Source organism: Undibacterium sp. TJN19 (assembly GCF_049339485.1).
Taxonomy (GTDB): domain Bacteria; phylum Pseudomonadota; class Gammaproteobacteria; order Burkholderiales; family Burkholderiaceae_D; genus Undibacterium.
The window spans coordinates 86889-104610 of sequence record NZ_JBMPPL010000014.1; the positions used below are offsets into that span (position 1 = coordinate 86889).

Annotated in this window: 18 protein-coding genes; 2 read left to right on the top strand and 16 right to left on the bottom strand. The window is 51.1% G+C overall.

What is annotated here, in order from left to right:
- Positions 1-102: 102 nt before the first annotated feature.
- From ACO0LH_RS25850 to ACO0LH_RS25920, 15 genes are all read right to left on the bottom strand, one after another.
- Positions 103-912, bottom strand: a complete 810-nt coding sequence (locus ACO0LH_RS25850; protein WP_422944023.1) for a uracil-DNA glycosylase — start codon at positions 910-912, stop codon at positions 103-105.
- The gene (locus ACO0LH_RS25855) at positions 909-1508 is read right to left on the bottom strand and encodes a type II secretion system protein N (RefSeq protein ID WP_422944024.1); all 600 of its coding nucleotides are present in this window, start codon (positions 1506-1508) and stop codon (positions 909-911) included. Before ACO0LH_RS25855 ends, ACO0LH_RS25850 begins: the two co-directional genes overlap by 4 nt.
- An 11-nt stretch (positions 1509-1519) precedes the next feature.
- Positions 1520-2740 carry a type II secretion system inner membrane protein GspF gene (gene gspF / locus ACO0LH_RS25860; protein WP_422944025.1) on the bottom strand — a complete coding sequence of 407 codons (1221 nt, stop codon included), beginning with the start codon at positions 2738-2740 and terminating at the stop codon, positions 1520-1522.
- Positions 2741-2745: 5 nt separating this feature from the next.
- Positions 2746-4176, bottom strand: coding sequence for a type II secretion system ATPase GspE (gspE, locus tag ACO0LH_RS25865; protein ID WP_422944026.1), 1431 nt, complete (start codon positions 4174-4176; stop codon positions 2746-2748).
- A 3-nt stretch (positions 4177-4179) separates the two neighbouring features.
- Positions 4180-6357, bottom strand: coding sequence for a type II secretion system secretin GspD (gene gspD, locus ACO0LH_RS25870; protein ID WP_422944027.1), 2178 nt, complete (start codon positions 6355-6357; stop codon positions 4180-4182).
- On the bottom strand, positions 6354-7133 hold the full coding sequence (gene gspN, locus ACO0LH_RS25875; protein WP_422944028.1) for a type II secretion system protein N: 780 nt from the start codon (positions 7131-7133) through the stop codon (positions 6354-6356). The genes gspD and gspN overlap by 4 nt, the downstream gene beginning before the upstream one ends.
- A 15-nt stretch (positions 7134-7148) precedes the next feature.
- A complete protein-coding gene (gene gspM / locus ACO0LH_RS25880; RefSeq protein WP_422944029.1) occupies positions 7149-7649 on the bottom strand; it encodes a type II secretion system protein GspM in 501 nt (166 codons plus the stop codon).
- Positions 7649-8908 (bottom strand): type II secretion system protein GspL, encoded by a 1260-nt coding sequence (gene gspL / locus ACO0LH_RS25885; protein ID WP_422944030.1) that lies wholly within the window; start codon positions 8906-8908, stop codon positions 7649-7651. Before gspL ends, gspM begins: the two co-directional genes overlap by 1 nt.
- A 7-nt stretch (positions 8909-8915) precedes the next feature.
- Positions 8916-9929, bottom strand: a complete 1014-nt coding sequence (gene gspK, locus ACO0LH_RS25890) for a type II secretion system minor pseudopilin GspK (RefSeq protein WP_422944031.1) — start codon at positions 9927-9929, stop codon at positions 8916-8918.
- Entirely contained in the window at positions 9926-10603 is a 678-nt protein-coding gene (locus ACO0LH_RS25895) for a PulJ/GspJ family protein (RefSeq protein ID WP_422944032.1), read from the bottom strand. The genes gspK and ACO0LH_RS25895 overlap by 4 nt, the downstream gene beginning before the upstream one ends.
- The gene (gene gspI / locus ACO0LH_RS25900) at positions 10593-10970 is read right to left on the bottom strand and encodes a type II secretion system minor pseudopilin GspI (RefSeq protein WP_422944033.1); all 378 of its coding nucleotides are present in this window, start codon (positions 10968-10970) and stop codon (positions 10593-10595) included. Before gspI ends, ACO0LH_RS25895 begins: the two co-directional genes overlap by 11 nt.
- Before the next feature lies 1 nt (position 10971).
- Positions 10972-11436, bottom strand: coding sequence for a type II secretion system minor pseudopilin GspH (gene gspH / locus ACO0LH_RS25905; protein WP_422944034.1), 465 nt, complete (start codon positions 11434-11436; stop codon positions 10972-10974).
- Between the two features lie 11 nt (positions 11437-11447).
- On the bottom strand, positions 11448-11933 hold the full coding sequence (gene gspG / locus ACO0LH_RS25910; protein WP_422944035.1) for a type II secretion system major pseudopilin GspG: 486 nt from the start codon (positions 11931-11933) through the stop codon (positions 11448-11450).
- A gap of 259 nt (positions 11934-12192) precedes the next feature.
- The gene (locus ACO0LH_RS25915) at positions 12193-14460 is read right to left on the bottom strand and encodes a molybdopterin cofactor-binding domain-containing protein (RefSeq protein ID WP_422944036.1); all 2268 of its coding nucleotides are present in this window, start codon (positions 14458-14460) and stop codon (positions 12193-12195) included.
- A gap of 58 nt (positions 14461-14518) precedes the next feature.
- Positions 14519-14719: a DUF1289 domain-containing protein gene (locus ACO0LH_RS25920; RefSeq protein ID WP_422944037.1), complete on the bottom strand. Its 201-nt coding sequence runs from the start codon at positions 14717-14719 to the stop codon at positions 14519-14521.
- A gap of 263 nt (positions 14720-14982) precedes the next feature.
- On the opposite strand from ACO0LH_RS25920, the gene elbB reads away from it, so the two are divergent.
- Together elbB and ACO0LH_RS25930 are read left to right on the top strand one after the other, a co-directional pair.
- Positions 14983-15633, top strand: coding sequence for an isoprenoid biosynthesis glyoxalase ElbB (gene elbB, locus ACO0LH_RS25925; RefSeq protein WP_422944038.1), 651 nt, complete (start codon positions 14983-14985; stop codon positions 15631-15633).
- A gap of 48 nt (positions 15634-15681) precedes the next feature.
- Positions 15682-16284 (top strand): MarC family protein, encoded by a 603-nt coding sequence (locus ACO0LH_RS25930; protein ID WP_422944039.1) that lies wholly within the window; start codon positions 15682-15684, stop codon positions 16282-16284.
- A gap of 183 nt (positions 16285-16467) precedes the next feature.
- Here the strand turns inward: ACO0LH_RS25930 and ACO0LH_RS25935 are convergent, their stop codons facing one another.
- Positions 16468-17721 carry a CaiB/BaiF CoA transferase family protein gene (locus tag ACO0LH_RS25935; protein WP_422944040.1) on the bottom strand — a complete coding sequence of 418 codons (1254 nt, stop codon included), beginning with the start codon at positions 17719-17721 and terminating at the stop codon, positions 16468-16470.
- Position 17722 lies beyond the last annotated feature (1 nt).

Consider the following 17722-nt stretch of genomic DNA (forward strand, 5'->3'; position numbering starts at 1 on the left):
GCTGGCAAAATACCGCTCTAACTACCGCAACCACCCATCAATTATTCTACAAAGCGAGACTGCAAGCCAGCAGATAAAACCACATCTTACAAAATTTTGCCTTCAAGAAATTTTTGACAACAAATGCATAGGCCGAAAAAAATCCTGCATGGATTGATTGGCAATAAAACTCAAATTGTAGGGATGCTCGGCACAAATCTGCTGATAAGCGCTGACAGCGGGAACCTGACGCAATTGCTCAGCAATCTTACCCCACAAAACCAACATCACCTGTGGCTTTTTGTATCCGTCCTGATACTTAGTTAACGCCAATAATACTGCTTGCAAAAATGGCAGCCATGCCTTCGCATCTTTAGCAGGGGCGACATCACTACGAAATACAAGACTGGCATTCAACAACAGAAAACCTTGTCTTGTCAGATTGTTTTGCAAATCTGCCAGAGTGCGAATGAAACCCGAATCAGTTTGACGGGCCTGCATGGATACACCAGCGATCGCATTGCCAGTCGTGGCATCCACTTGAAGGTCACCAGACGCCACCAATAACATTTTCATGAAATTTCTCAGCGATGTTGCCCGGTTCACTTTCTTCGACAAGCCACCACCTTCTTCATCTGACCACAAATCACCTACCGCACCGTCCATAAAGCAATAACCAGTCGCACTGTTGGCACGCGGATAAGGCCCTTCACCGATCAGAATGTAACGCACACTCTCCATAGGCAGAGAGAAGGCGGCAAATAATCTTGCCTGATCCGGCAAATAGCCGCCTTCCTTGAGTCCCGCGAAATAATCTGGTGTGGCCAGGTGCACTGCCCGTAGGCCTTCCTCTACGGCGGCTTTCCAGGAAGGGTGAACATATTCCAAAGCGCGTAGCAAATCGGCCGGGCACTTATCTTTCCAGTCACTCATTGCGACCCGCCTGGCATGGCTGCAGGCAGGGAAGCCGTCGGCAGACCAGGTGTTACCATCGGTGGAGGTGGTGCAGAAATCGGGCCACCCGGTGCAGCATTATTGTTATGCGGCGGGAAAGCAACAGGCGCAACTTGCGGGGGTACCGCATTAACAGGATTGGCAAAGTTAGCCTGCGTTTGTATACGGCTACCTTCTGGAACCGGAGGCAAATCGATACGGCGAACCACGCCCGATTCAGAAATCAACACATATTGATCGTGCACTTCTTTCAAGATCACGTCCGGCGCCAGTTCCTTATTCAAGGCAACGGAGAGGCTGGGCTTGCCATTGGTGCTGACGATCGCCAAGCTTTCTTGAGGGCGTTTGGCCAATACCACCCCCTTCAATTGATAATTACTGGCTGCCGCCTGCATGACCTGACTATTGCCAAATAAACCACCCCATTGACCGGGGCCTGGCTCGTATGAGTTTTGCTGAAAACCAGCCGATACGTTTCTTGCCTGAGGCTTGAATAAAAGCAGTCCCCAAAAACTTATGGACATGCATAGTGCGATGAACACCAGAAAACTAACTGCGACAGGTAAGCGTTTCATTTTTTTCTTTCTCAGCGTACCAACTGATTTATTTCTATAATCGGCATCAGCACTGCCAGTACGATCAGCAGCACAACGATACCCATGGTCAATATCAATACCGGCTCAAGCAAACCGGCCATGGTCAGGGCGCGACGTTCAAGATCCTGCTCCTGCGTATTGGAAGCACGTTCCAGCATGGCGGGCAACTCACCCGTCACCTCCCCTGCCCTGATCATGTGTATCAGCATGGGAGGAAAATGTTTGTGTGCAGATAATGCCCGCGCCAGGCTAACACCTTCGCGCACACTGGCAGTTGCTTCTTCTACCTGCGCACGCATGGCAACATTGGACAAGGTTTCGCGACTGGTCTGCAATGCGCGCAGTATGGGCACACCTGATCCGGTGGTAATCGCCAGCGTGCTGGCAAACCTGGCGGTATTCAGGCTGCGTTCAAATTTGCCGTATAGCGGTGCTGTAAGCAGCCAGCGGTGCCAGCGCATTTTAAAGTCTGGATTTCTCAATGCAACTCGCCACAAGGAAAAAGCGAGGACAAGCACTATCGCAACCAGCCAGCCGTAAGCACGGACAAAATCTGAAATAGCCAGCATGACCAGCGTCAGAAAAGGCAATTTCTGTTTGGTATTGGCAAATACGGAAACAATTTGCGGCACAACATAGGTCAACAAAAATATCACAATCGCAAATGCGACGACGGTGACAATCGCCGGATAAGTGAATGCCAGCCGAACTTTCTGGCCAAGAGCATTGCGGCGCTCAATAAAGTCTGCCAAACGGGACAATACCCGCGACAAATGCCCGATTTGCTCACCCGACGCCACAAGTGCGCAATAGATATCGGTGAAATCATTCGGGTGCTGCTTCAATCCATCTGACAAGGCTGCACCCGCCATCACTTCAGAGCGAATAGAACCAATCAGGTCACGTACATAGGTACGTTCTGATTGTTCCAGCAAAGCCGATAATGATTGTTCCAGCGGCAAACCGGCTTCCAGCAAGCTTGCCAATTGTCGCGTAAACAAGGCAATTTCCACAGTCGACAAACGGTCACCAAACAAGGCTCTCTTACGTTTGCCACCTGCATCCATCTGGCTATCTATGGACTCAACTGTAACCGGCACCAACCCCTGTGCGCGCAGATCGCTACGCGCCGACCTGGCGCTATCCGCGTTCAATACGCCTTTGCTGGTTTGACCAGCCGTATCTACCGCTTCATATCGAAATGCAGGCATGTAGATTATTCCTTAGTCACACGCAACAGCTCTTCTGGCGTGGTAACACCAGTCCTGAGCCAGCGATCACCATCTTCTCGCATGGTCTTCATACCGTCAGCCTGGGCCGCCACTTTTATTTCTGCTTCGGCAGCCTGGTGATGTATCTGCGCACGGATGGCATCTGTGGTTTGCAGCAGCTCATACACGCCTACGCGCCCCTGGTAACCAGTATGACCACAATGTTCACAACCGACCGCATGCCAGGTTCCGGCCTTTTCAACACGACAATGCACACAGAGCTTACGCACGAGTCGCTGCGCAACCACACCTAACAGAGAAGATGACAGCAGAAAGGGTTCTATACCCATGTCGAGCAGACGCGTCACCGCCGCCGCAGAATCATTGGTATGCAAGGTTGCCAGCACCAAATGCCCGGTCAGGGATGCCTGCACGGCGATTTGTGCTGTCTCCAGATCACGGATTTCACCGATCATGATGACGTCAGGATCTTGCCGCAAGATAGCCCGCAATGCCTTGGCAAAGGTCATGTCGATTTTTGGATTGACCTGGGTCTGGCCGACACCGGCAAGTTCATATTCTATCGGGTCTTCGACCGTCAAAATATTGGTCGTGCCGGCATTCACACGTGACAGTGCTGCATATAAGGTGGTGGTCTTGCCAGACCCGGTTGGGCCTGTTACCAGCACGATGCCATGCGGCTGCGCAATCAATTTATCAAATTGCGTCAACACTTCTGCACTCATGCCCAGATGGCTTAAATCCAGACGCCCGGCCTCTTTATCAAGCAATCGCAACACTGCACGCTCACCATGCCCGGTTGGCAGCGTGGAAACCCGTACGTCTACTGGCTTGCCGCCAATACGCAAAGTAATACGACCATCTTGTGGCAACCGTTTCTCGGCAATATCGAGTTGCGCCATGATTTTGATACGTGAAATCAATGAAGCATGGATGGCTTTCTTGGGACGCACGACATCACGCAAGGAGCCGTCAACCCTGAAACGTACTATCGAAATTTGTTCAAATGGTTCTATATGTATATCTGAGGCACCGTCACGCAATGCCTGTGTCAGCAAGGCATTGATCATGCGAATGACTGGCGCATCATCGGCAGATTCCAGCAAGTCTTCAATTGCCGGCATGTCCAGCATCAGCTTGGCAAGATCCAGATCAGACTCGACTTCACCGACCACGTCTGCGGCGTCACCACCTGAGCCGGCATACGCCCTGGCGATCGACTCTGCCAGTTCTGCATGCGGCAACACCACAAGTTTCACTTTCCCAAACCGGCGCCCGACTTCTGAAATTGCTGCTGGCGTCGTTTCTTTGGAAATCAGTATTTCGACAGCAGCGTTCGCCACTGTCGTGTCCCTGACAGCAAGTACGGAAAAATCACGGGCAAATCCGTAAGGCAGTAAACGATTTTCAAGCATGGCTTACTTACTTCCTTTATCTGTCGATGCCGGTTTTTCTGCTGGAATAGTCAATGGCGTCGACAAGAGCTTGCCTTTTTCTATAACTGGCAACAAAGCATCCGGCTTGCCATCTTTCAGCGGCGCAATCTGCGTGCGCATGTAGTCATAGCGATCAACGGAAATATTATTGCTTTGCTCGGCATTACGTATCACCGTCGGACGCAGGAAAACCATCAGATTGGTTTTTCCACGCTTGGTAGACTGGTATTTAAACAGATTGCCAATAATGGGAATATCACCAAGACCAGTCACCTTTTCGACGCCATCCGTAGTCGTGTCTTCGATCAAACCACCGAGGGCGATGATCTGACCATCGTCTACCAATACGTTCGTGGAGATTGTGCGTTCTTTAGTGATAATGCCAGAAGTATTGGTCGTGTCATCGATGCTTGACACTTCCTGATAAATACCCAGTTTGACCGTGCCGCCTTCAGAAATTTGCGGCCTGACTTTCAACTTCAACCCGACTGTTTTCCGCTCTATGGTCTGGAAAGGATTGACGCCACCACTGCCCGTGGTGACCGATGTCGTAAATTGCCCGGTAATCAAAGGAACATTTTTACCTACACTGATGGTTGCTTCTTCATTGTCCAGCGTCACAAGATTCGGGATGGACAAAACATTTGCATTGCCATCGGTTTGCAAAACATGCGCCAGTGCGCCCAAACCCAGTTGACCATTAATTTGCTTAAAAATACCCAGGGACAATCCTGCCCCTGGCAATACGGAACCAGCAGAGCTGGCATTACCCGCGGCGAGGTTCAACAGGTTATCGCCTTTCGTAGAGAAGGACGTGCCGCCACCGATACGATATTTGCTGTTACTGTCGCCAGATAAACCCATCCATTGCACACCCAGTTCATTGGCTTTATCTGCTGACACTTCCACGATCAGTGCCTCGACATACACCTGCGCACGACGGGCATCGAGCTGGTCAATGACACCACGCAAATTACGATAGACCGGCTCGCTGGCAGTGATGATCAGGGTATTGGTTGCCGTATCCGCCTGGATATACCCTGCCGCGCCACCGCCGCCACCAGAACTTGAACTGCTACTGGAACCAGATAAGGAAGGCATCGTCGAGGGCGCACTTGCAGCACCCGCGTTGGGACTGGCGAGCGGACTATTGGTACCATTCGCCGAATTGCCGAGATTTGACAACGACGATGTTGACTTGTTACCGCTTGAAGTATCGCCACTGACTATGGAACGCAAGGTTTGCGCCAGCTTTTCAGCTTCGGCATTTTTCAGATACACCACATGCACATTGCCTGGCAGTGCGGTTGGCTGGTCAAGCTTTGCAATCAATGATTTGATCTGATTGGACCTGGCAACGGAAGGTGCGCGCAATAACAAGGAATTGGTGCGTGGATCAGCCAGCAAAACCGCTCTTGCTGGATCAGCGCCACTGCCAGAATCAATAATCTTGTTGACCATGGCGACGATATCGGAAGCAATGGCATGCTGGACGAAGATCACATCCATATCGACGGATGCAGGTACATCCAAAGCCGCAATAATCTTGTTCAGACGTTTCAGATTATCAGCATAGTCGGTGATGACGACGGTGTTGTTTCCTGGATTGCCGTTCACTGTATTATTGGGAGAAATCAGGGGGCGCAATATCGTCACCACATTCGCGGCTGACTCATAATTGAGCTTATAGATCTGTGTCACCACCTGATCGCCTTTGGCAGAGTCATTTCTTTCTGCCTGCACACTCTGCGTTGGTCCAGGCTGCAACTTGGCATCTGCCTCTGGCACCACTTTTGAATAACCATCGGCGGTGACCACGGCATAGCCTTGCAGCCGCAAGGTCGACGTCAGCAATTTAAATGCCTGATCCTTGGTCAGAGGCGTTTCTGAAACCAGGTTGATCTGTCCTTTGACGCGCGGGTCGATGATGAAGGTAGTACCGGTATAGTGGCCGATAGCCTTGATCACGGACTCAATGTCTGCACCAACAAAATTGAGATCCGCTGTATTTTTTTGCGAGGTTTGTGACACCGCAACTGGCGCGAATAAAAACCCTGCCGTCAATACCGCCACACCTGTCAGTGCAGACAGTTGCTGGATAGGCTTGCGTATCGAATTTCTTGTCATGGCGACCCTGTGCTTTAATGTAAATGTTTTCATTTGAACTCTAACGCAATTACTTCTTTTTCACCGTCATTGCGGCGCTGTCCCAGCAAATTCAATAAATTTGCCAGTCTTGCTTCCTGCCCCGCCTGTGCCCACGCCTTACCAGAAAACTGAAAGCGTCCGGCCAGCATTTTTCCTGAGCCCGCCAGCATCATCGGGCCTTTAATCGTCGTCAACTGCATGTCAGCTTCTGTGCCACGCAGATCAAATTGCATCTGGTAACTTCCCAAAGGTTTTATAGGTGACAAGCGCGAAGCCATTTCTGCCATTTCCAATTGCATATGCCCGGTGGCACTTACCTGGCCATTGTTGCGAGAAAACAGTAATTCATTCCACGACAAATGCAATACTCCGGTGGGGCCTACGGTATTCAATGGCGCTCCCAGACCTTCCAGCCGCTCTGGGGGCAACAATAATACGGATGGACTCATTTGCCATTGACTAAAATTACCAGTCAGCTTCACCGCTGATGCCAGTGAAGCCGGATTTTGTAGTTCAAGCTTAATTTGTCCCAGTAAAAGCAAGGGAGAAATGTGCCACTGAAAACGTCCCGGGAACAACGGTGTCACCGGCCCATGCATGCCCGCTGCCACACCAATAAAAGCAGACCCCTGCCAAAACGTTCCCTGAATATCACCCAGGCTTAAACGACCCTGGCTCTGTTTTTCAACCAGCAAACCCAGCCAACTGGCGGGCAAAAACAACAGTACAGTCAGCAAGACACTGATGATTGCTGCAAATATCCATGTCAGGCGTCGCGAAATTAACATCTGTTCATCCCTGCGTTACTGCGCGCTTCTTTGCTGCTTCAGAGTCAGCGTCGCACTCACCTGACCACTTTCGGGAAGGGCAATCAATTTCGCTTCTTCCACTGTCAGCCTGGATGCTTTTTGCATTTCCACCAGCCACTCCATTAAATTGGCGTAGCTTGCTGCCGTAATTTGTACCCGAACGATTTCGTCCGCTACACCCAGCGTTTGCGCTTTGATACCACGACGCGTCAACGAGGCTTCCAGCTGTTCTTTATTGACGGAGGTAATGACTTCCGACAAACTTGCCGCGAAACCGGTTTGCTGTTTGCTCAGCTCGGTCATTTCGGCCAATTGCTGATTGAGTTCTGGAATACTGTTTTGCAACTGCTTGCGACCACTTAAGGCAGGCCCAAGGAAAATGGCATAAGTCAGTGCCAGCACAATAAGCAAAGCACAGCTAATCAACATGGTTCGCTCACGTTGTGCACGTGCACGCCAGAAATAATCAAATTGTTCTTTAAGTGCGCCCCACATCAGCGTTTACCTCCGGCGCTGACGCGCAAAGTACCGTCTGTTGACGAGCTTATTTCCAGCGATTGCTCTGCCAGCGCTGCGCGCAATTTGTCCATTGGAATTTGTACATTGGGTTTAGTCTTGATCAGCAATGCGCGATCCTTGTATTCAATTCCAGCCACACCACCCGGCGCGCCCAGTCTATCCCACACCTGGGCAAACTGAGAAGCCAGCACAGCAAAATCATTGGCAGCAAATTGCCCGACTGCGCGCTTGGAAATATTGACGTTTTGCCGCATTTGTTTCAACGGGTCCTGAATGACTGTCTCTTTCGGGAAACTGTTCCTGAATGTCTGTGTCAATGCCTGCTTCAGGGCCTGTTCTTCACGCTTTTGCCTGAACCATTCAACATTCAGGGCGACCAAATTCACCAGCACTAGCAACACGGCAAGACGCAAGGGCCAGCGCCATTTGCTCCAGTCAAAACTGGCAAGGTGCTCAGCAGAAATCGCTGTCATCAGATCAGGGGTTTCGTTGCTGATTCCGGCAACTCTGTTAATCCAGCTTAAGGGAGCAAGCTTGATATTGTCTTCCAGCCCCAGATTGCTCAAAGAAGCCTGGTAAACATCAAGCTCAGCCGATGCCACATAAACTTCCAGCCCGGTTGCCCCCGCCAAATGGACCAGCATCGTCAGCGCCTCTGCCTGACCAGCCTGATCCAGGCTCAAGCCCAGACCATGCTTGGCACTCTGACGCAGGCAAAGTTCAAGCGCACCATCTTTTTCTTCGATAAAGGCGGTGCCCGTTTGCGTTTGCGCATCGCTGACAGTGTGGTAAGCCAGCGCCAATTGTGAGGGATAAACCGATATTTTCTTGATTGGCCAGTCTTTGACACGTTTTGCCAAAGCTTCCAGCCACAGGCGGTCTGCAACGGCAACGGTTATTTCGCCATCCACCAAAGGTGTGCTGACCATGACCACATCGGCCGGGTCACAAACGAGCTGCTCTTCGAGTAAGTTTGGCAAAGCAGTTTTCAGCTTGGCCGCAGACATGGGTGGCACTTTAGTTGTCAGCAAGCTGGTATCGCTGGCGGCCAGTAAAAACACCACGTTTCTGGCAGCGGCTGCCATCGCCCTCAATTCGGCCAATGGAAGCTGGCTTTGCTGTTGCAGACGCCCCTCTGCTGAAATCAGTGCGAAGGACAAGGCTTGCCCTGCCCAGTCGGGTCGATTTTGTGCCGCTACTCTGGAGGGCAAAGATATATACAGTGTGCTTGCCATGTTTTATTTAATTTTCTCTGACCCAAAGTACTGACGTTGTCTCGGCCCCGGCTGTTATTGGCGTATTGGTCCGTTCGATTAAAGCACTGATATCCAGTGCGGAGCGATTCATTTTCACTTTACCATTTACAATAAAAAAATTGGTCGCAACCGCCAGATCTTTATCAACGACGGTTTTCGTCTTGTCTTCAAAACGGTGCTTGAAATCTTCCAGCGAGAGAAAATACGCCCTGTCGCGGCTGGCAATCATCATTGCCGCATCTGACATGCTGACTCCCTCAATTCGCGCAGACAACACTTCTGCCGAAGTGGTATTCACGTTAATTTCAGTCTTGCGTGGCAACACCGTTACAAAGGATTTCAGCTTGGCAAGCATATCAGGACTAAAGCCGCTGACAGCCAGCAAATCATCAACCTGGGTAAACCGCAGGAATTGTACTTCAGGAAACGCTTCTTCTGATGGGCTTTTTCCACTACCAGACTCGGCCGTGGAAGATCCCGGCCCTGTGGTCAGCCTAGCCTGGGTCTGGGCAATCATGACGGCGACAGCATCCGCCAATTGCCCGTCCATACGCAAGTTTGTCAGCAAACGGCCAAAAGCAATCACTTCACGCGGGTCAGCGACACCATTCGTTGCCAGGTTATTCAAATTATAAAGTGCCTGCGCATCGCTGACCTGCCCCGATAAAGATGCATCACTATCATCATTTTCTGTGCGGCCATTTTCCACATACTGATCAAGACGGGTATCTGCCAGGGTGACGGCCCAGGGCTCGCCAAGATGGTCGACGTTGGCGGATTGCTTGCCATCTTCGCGCAGAATCAGGCGCGCCCAGTCTATCGCGCCACGCAATATCCATTTCTTCTGCAATTGCAGGCGCTGGTTTTCTATGGAGCGAACCTGAACCTGCTGTTGCCAGAACAAACTGGCAACAATGGTGATGGCCAAGGTTGTCAGCAACAAAGCAGTAATGACGGCAACACCCTTTTGCCAGCGTGTGCTGACATAGTTCCGTTTCATACGGCTCCCAGCAAAAATACTTTTGTTACGGGAAGTTCGTGACCGGCCAATTGCACAGAAATTTCCAGTCCAGTCATTTTTGCGGTCTTGGGAGCCTGCCCTGCTGCACTACCAGGCTGGCCAGGATTACCAGCGCCGTCAGACTCACTGCCACCAGAGCGCCAACCGCCTTCACCATTACGCCAGGTTCGCATTTCAAACCCGGCAACCTGGCTTTGCAAGGCAATAATCGGGTTAGCATCGGCATCATTAATGGCGTTTTGCCAATCTTTATCAAGCGCGGCCAGTTCACGAGTAGGCAAGGCTTCGCGCCGACTCAGCACTCCTTCCCTGACCTGATACAACACCACTTGCAAACGGCTGGGCTGATTTTCTTCAAACACGGTACGTATCAAAACCAGCCTGTTACCCAAGGCACTCATGGTCTCCCGGCCCGTCAAGTTGCTCGCATCCGCCAGATGTGCGCAATCATTTTCTATCTGGGCAAAAGCCAGTTGTATGCCGCGTGTCTGCTCCATTTCTACGGTAAGGCCGGCGCGCGCCCGCACAATGCTATCGAGGCCACGCCATCCCAATACGGCGATAATCGCCAATATCGTAATCGCTACCAGCAATTCAATCAAAGTGAATGCCGATTGATGTTTTCTCCCGATATGGTTATTTCTAGAGCGCATTGGGCACCACCTGGGTCAGTTTGATGATGCGACGCTCCGGATTGTCGGCTTCAAAAACAAAAACCTCAACCCGCCGGAATGAAGGGTTCGGCGTCGCAATGACGTGCTCTTCACACATCAGGTGCAAATCCCCTTGTGGACAGGCAAAGGTGCGCTCACCAAATGCAGGCCATTCATGCGCCAGACGAATTTGTGCCAGGCGGTTTTCTGCAGACCAGGTAGCCATCATGGAAGCGCGCAAATCATTACTGTTACGGGTGAGGCTACCAACTGCACGCAGACTGGCACCCAGTGCTGTACCGACGATCACCAGCGCAACCAGTACTTCCAGCAGGGTAAAACCGGATTGAAGAGAAGAACGCCGCATCTTATTCCACAGAAAAATGGCCAATACCATCAGCACGTACACTGACTTGTTTGTCAGCGGACTTGATGGTCAGTAAAAAGGGCTTGTCTACCGGCTCCCGGCCAAACACGATACGGATGGTGGATGCATCAGAAGATTGCGGCTGCAACATCAATTGAACCGGCGAAATCTGAAACGTGCGCTCACGCAGCATTTCATCCTTAACTGGCGACCAGATACGGTCTTCCCTGACATAAAAACGATAACCGGACTGATCCACTTCAAAAGCAACCGGCAAATTGCGCACGATCGCTTCGTCACGGGCCAATTGCAACAGCAATGAGATACGGCGGGCATCACTTTCCAGGCGTTGCTGCTCACCTGGCATGACGTTAATACTCACGGCCCCCAGAATGAGACCGAAAATCACCAGAACCACCAGCAACTCCAGCAGCGTAAAACCACGCTGCCTGCCATGTATTTTCATCAGAGAATATCTTACAAGTCCCAGGAGCCGATATCAGCATCATCACCAGCGCCACCGGGCTGACCATCCGCACCAAGAGAAAATACATCCACTTCCCCACGGATACCTGGTGACAAGTATTGATATGGTTTGCCCCAGGGGTCATTACGCAATTTTTCTATGTAACCGCCAGATTGCCAGTTATTTGCGGCAGGCCCTGCCGTCGGTTTTTCTATCAGGGCTTGCAAACCCTGCTCTGTGGTTGGATAGCGCTGATTATGCAATCGATACATTTTCAGTGCACCCATGATGGTAGAAATGTCCTGCTTAGCAGCAGTCACCCTGGCCTCATGGGTGAAGCCAGTTAATTTCGGCACCATAAAAGCACCGAGGATGGCGATGATGGTGACCACCACCATGATTTCGATAAGCGTGAATCCACCAGAAAAACGCCCATTACGGAGCACACGTGAAGGGCTAAGTGATGCAGCAGCAGAAAAATTGGACAAATTAGACATAAGGGTAATTCAAAAAATGAAATTTCTAAAAGCGAAAAATGGCGACATGCCGCATTCTTTCGGTACAAGCTGATGCAGTATAAATCCAGGAACTTATCCCATGGCTGCTTTCTGTATCCAATAGTAACAAAAAGCATTTGCTTAGTAAAAAAATAATTAAATAAATTCAATTTTTTATCTTATTACGATCACACAGATGCGGCGACGGCCCGCCTTATATACTACCACCAGTATATTTCAACTTAATTTCAATTCAGTATTAGCTTAATTTCAAGGGCAAACTGCGCAGACGCTGCCCTGTCAGTGAAAAAACAGCATTTGCCACAGCTGGCGCGATTGGCGGGACACCGGGCTCTCCTATGCCCTGGGGCGGTTCCGCACTCTTGATGATGATGGTTTCGACTTCCGGCGCCTCGTTCATACGTAACACTGCATAATCGTTGAAATTGCGTTGCTTTACCTGACCATCTTTAATGGTAATTTCACCGTACAGGGCCGCACTGAGGCCAAAGACGACGGCCGACTCCATTTGCTGGGCAATAATATTTGGATTAACTGCAATACCACAATCCACTGCGCATATGACTTTATGCACACGGATTTGCCCATCCTGTACCGAAACCTCCGCCACCTGCGCCACAATCGTGCCGAAAGATTCATGCAAGGCCAGACCATGCGCCCTTCCAGTTGCTGGCTTGCCAGCTTTGGCGACTGCAGCATCCATTACAGCCACATGGCGAGGATGCCTGACTAGCAATTCTCGACGAAATACTACAGGGTCTTTCTTTGCTGCATGAGCAAGTTCATCGATAAAACTTTCCTTGAAAAAAGCATTGTGCGAGTGACCAACTGACCGCCAGAAACCCAAAGGCACGGCACTGGGCACAATGACGTGTGCTATTTTTTGATGGGGAATTTCATACGGCATATCAAATTCACCCTCGGCTGTGGTTTTGTCTGGCCCTGCACCGGCAAAACCAAATGCACGCTTCAGAATTTGATGGGTGATGGACCCGGATGCCGATTTATTCTCATAGGCCAGCAATTTTCCGCTACTATCCAGACCTGCGTTAAAGCGGGCAAGCGCTGCGGGCCGGTACATATCATGCGAGATATCTTCTTCGCGACTCCAGATCAATTGTACAGGTGCACCCTTGGTCTGCATGGCGATACTGACCGCCTGCATGACCATATCTGCCTCCAGCCTGCGGCCAAAGCCACCGCCCAGATAAGCCATATGCAGACTGACATCCTCTGCTTTAACGCCAGCGACCTTGGCAGCGATGTCCACCGAAATACCTGGTATCTGAGTCGACACCCATAAATTCACCTTGCCATCTTTTACCTGCGCCGTGCAATTAATCGGTTCCATCGTGGCATGGGCAAGAAATGGAGCACGATATTCGGCAGTAAGGGTTTTGACTATCTGCTTACCCGCCATTACCTCGGCAACATCACCCGTCTTGTAATAGGCGAAACCGGATTCGGTATCAAGTTGCTTCGCCAGTTCCCTGAAAATACTTTCCGTAGAGAGACTTGCATTGACGCCGGCTTCCCAGGTGATTGGCAACTGATCCATCGCCAGTTTGGCCTGCCAGTAAGATTTCGCCACAACAGCGACCCCAGCCACGCCAGCGCTATCTGCCGCAGCAGAAAAATCGACAACCTGCGTAACACCAGGCAAACCAAGCACATGACCGGCATCAAATTGTTTAACACGGCCGCCTATGACCGGACTTTGCTTAAGAGCCGCATACAACATGCCGGCCGGACGGGCGTCAATGCCAAACAAGGCTGTGCCATCCACTTTGCCGCTGACATCTGTACGTGGTAGCGGTTTACCTATCAATTTAAAATCTTGCGGATTTTTGAGATGTATTTCGCCCGGCTGACTATGTACCGCCTCTGCGGCTAGCGCACCATAAGTAGCCCGCTTGCCAGAAGCATGGGTAATCACGCCGTCTTGCGTCTTGCATTGGTCTGCCGGTACATTCCATTTTTTCGCGGCGGCTGCCAGCAACATGGCCCGCGCAGTAGCGCCCGCTTCACGCATCGGTTGCCAAGCATCTTTCAAACTGGAAGAACCACCAGTCATTTGCACACCCAGTTCGCGCGCAAATTTCAAAGTCATCCAGTGCGCGACGCGCTTCAGACTGCCAGTATCGTCCGGATGAAATGGCAAACCATCGGCGAGTACTGCCAGGTTGCCGTAAATTTTATCCGCAGAGACATATATCGGCTTTATCATGCTCATGGGCACGTCCAGCTCTTCGGCCACCAGCATTTGCAGGGCGGTATGTATACCCTGCCCCATCTCGCTGCGATGCATGACAACACTGACCGTACCATCGGTGGCAATCTTGATCCAGCCATTCAGGGCAACTTCGCCATCATGCACAGGCAGCGGCTGGTTCGCGTTCTGACGTTGGCGCGGCGGCATGAATCCCCAGCCAACCATCAGCGCACCGGCTAGGCCCACACCACCAAGGACAAACCGGCGTCGCGACTTTTTTTTCAACTCTGCCATGGAGGTCTCCGTTATTATGTATAAATGGCAAACCGGACCTGATATCAAGTATCAGATGTCAGGAATTACGGCGCGGATACCCTTGCGCCAGTATGCGTGTCCAGACGATTTCCTTTTGCTCTTCGTTCATGAATACCCATTCCGCCACTTCGGCAACGGTACGGCCACAACCACGGCAAACGTCGTCAAATGTCGTTGAGCAAACAGCAACACAAGGCGTATCAGGGCGTTCTTTGTTTTCTATCTTTATCACTGTCATTGGTAGTACATTCAGTATGCACATCTTTCTAAAAGGCACATTGCTACAAATTTGAAGCGCATCGCCAAGTCATTGATGAGCGCTTTAGAAATAATACGAGCGTTCGCCTTTTTACTGCCGTAATAGTAAATGGTTTGCCCCTTACTGCGTTGGTACGAAAGCTCTATTTTTTAACAAATGCCTGGCCTGGTTGACATATGACAGGCATAAGCAGGAAAATTGCGTGCTTTCCTGTCCTTTCCCTCCTTCTAAAAAGGTGCATCATGAAAGTAGCCGTAATATTATCCGGTTGTGGCGTGTTTGATGGCGCTGAAATCCACGAAAGCGTTTTGACCATACTGGCACTGGCAAAAGCCGGAGCCGAAACAGAATTTCTGGCGCCAGACATCGCGCAAACCAGCGTCATCAATCACCTGACGGGGGAAATTGCCGAAAGCGAGTCACGCAATGTGCTGGTGGAGTCGGCCCGCATTGCCCGTGGCAAGATCAAGGATATTGCGCAAGCGGATGCTGAGGATTATGCAGCAGTATTTTTCCCTGGTGGATTTGGCGCAGCCAAAAACCTGTCTGACTTTGCCAGCCAGGGAGCCACCTCTCATGTACAGGCAGATGTACTGCGGTTTGCCAAAGCCGTCGCACAAGCTGGCAAACCCGCCTGCTATATCTGCATTGCCCCAGCCCTTATCCCCCACGTGTATGGCGCAGGCGCAAGACTGACCATAGGCAATGATGCTGACACCGCAGCGGCAATTACAGCCATGGGCGGCGCGCACGTCAATTGCGCGGTTACTGATATTGTCATTGATGAAGACAGAAAAATCGTCAGCACACCGGCTTATATGCTGGCCCAGAATATCGCCGAGGCAGCAACTGGTATAGAAGCCGCGGTCAAGGCGACACTGGCGTTGATCTGATCACCCGCCATTCCACCACATCCGACTCACAAACCAATAAGAAAATCCATGAGCCAAGATTTCTTTCAATCCCTGATATTGCTGATACTCGTGACTGACCCTTTCGGCAACGTACCCATTTTCGTGAGTGCCCTGTCCCACGTTGCACCGGAAAGGCGCTGGCGCGTGGTGGTACGTGAATGTGCGATTGCTTTTGGTCTGCTATTGCTATTCATGTTTTTCGGCAAGCATTTCCTGACAGCCTTGCAACTTTCCGAAGTGTCTTTACGCATAGGGGGTGGCGTCATCCTGTTCCTGATTGCCTTGCGCATGGTCTTCCCGCAAGAAGGCGGGATTTTCGGTGATGTGGAAGATGGACATGAACCCTTCATCGTGCCACTGGCCATCCCAGCTTTGGCCGGGCCTTCCGCATTGGCGACAGTATTACTGTTTTCTTCGGATAGCCGGCAGGATATGGTCGTTCATCTGGCAGCACTCACTGCTGTCGCTGTGGTCTGGCTGGTTGTCTTGCTCAGTGCCGAACGCATGCAAAGAGTGCTGGGCGTACGCGCCATGACGGCATTCGAACGCCTGATGGGTTTGATACTGACCGCAATGTCGGTGGAAATGCTGTTGGCCGGCATCAGGGATTACCTGAAAACACTGGGCTAACTGCATCCAGGATAGTCAGCAGGCGGGCAACAGCAACAAACTGTTGCCGGCGCTTCAGCCTGCTAATGATTAAAAGTGAAATAGCCCAATAAAAACAAGACCAGTGCGATCAGGAATTGCTTAAGAAATTGTCGGTTCATCATAGTCTCAGGTTTGGTTCATTCCATTCATGCAATAGCGTGCTCAGATAATTTTGTCTTCTGCCATCTGTGCAATATCAGCATCACTGTAACCCAGGCTGCTAAGGACTTCATGATTATGCTGGCCCAGGCGTGGCCCCAGCCATTGGGTCTGCCCTGGCGTTTCTGACATCTTGGGCGTAATTGCTGGCAACTTGACGGGTGTTCCATCTTCAAACGCATGCTGTTCGAACATTTGTCTGGCCAGGAATTGTGGGTCAGACATCATATCGCGTACTGAATAAATTTTACCTACCGGCACATCGGCATTTTTGAGTATTTGCAAGGCTGATTCAATATCCTGCGTAGAACACCAGGCCTGTATCGCTTCATCTATTTCAGCAGTACGCGGAACACGGCCATCATTGCGTACCAGTCCGGCATCATTTGCCAGGTCGTCACGCTGTATGGCTTTCATCAACCGATGAAAAATCGCGTCACCATTGCCGGCAATCACGATATTCTCACCATCACCTGTCGTATAGGTATTGGATGGCACTATGCCAGGCAAGGCACCGCCAGTGCGTTCACGCACTACGCCAGCATGATCAAACTCTGGCACCAGGGATTCCATCAAATTGAATACCGATTCATACAGTGCCACATCAACCATCTGACCCTGCCCGGCGATACAGTCTTCACCTTGCTTGCCATTCCACCGACCACCACTGACATCTCGGTGACGCAAGGCCATCATTGCCCCAATAACGCCATGCAATGCTGCCACCGAATCGCCGATGGATATGCCAACACGCACAGGTGGCCGGTCGGCGTGGCCTGAAACATAACGCAAGCCCCCCATGGACTCACCAATGGCGCCAAAGCCAGGCAAGTCTTTCATGGGGCCTGTTTGCCCATAACCAGACAAACGCACCATGATGGTTGCGGGGTTGACGGCCTTCAAATCTTCATAGGCAAGCTGCCATTTTTCCAATACGCCTGGGCGATAATTTTCTATGATGATGTCGGCATCAAGCGCAAGCTGCCGGGCTATTTCGCGCGCCTGTGGCTGTTTCATGTTCAGCGTAATGCTCTTCTTGTTGCGCGCCTGCACACTCCACCATAAGGATGTGCCATCTTTCAATACCCGCCACTGACGCAAGGGGTCGCCACCGTCTGGCGCTTCCACCTTGATGACTTCAGCACCAAATTCTGCCAGCATGCGTGAGCAAAAGGGCCCGGCAATCAGGGTACCCAACTCCAAAACCTTGATGCCTGCGAGAGGCCCGGCTGTTTTTGTCTTTGCTTGTGCCTGCATG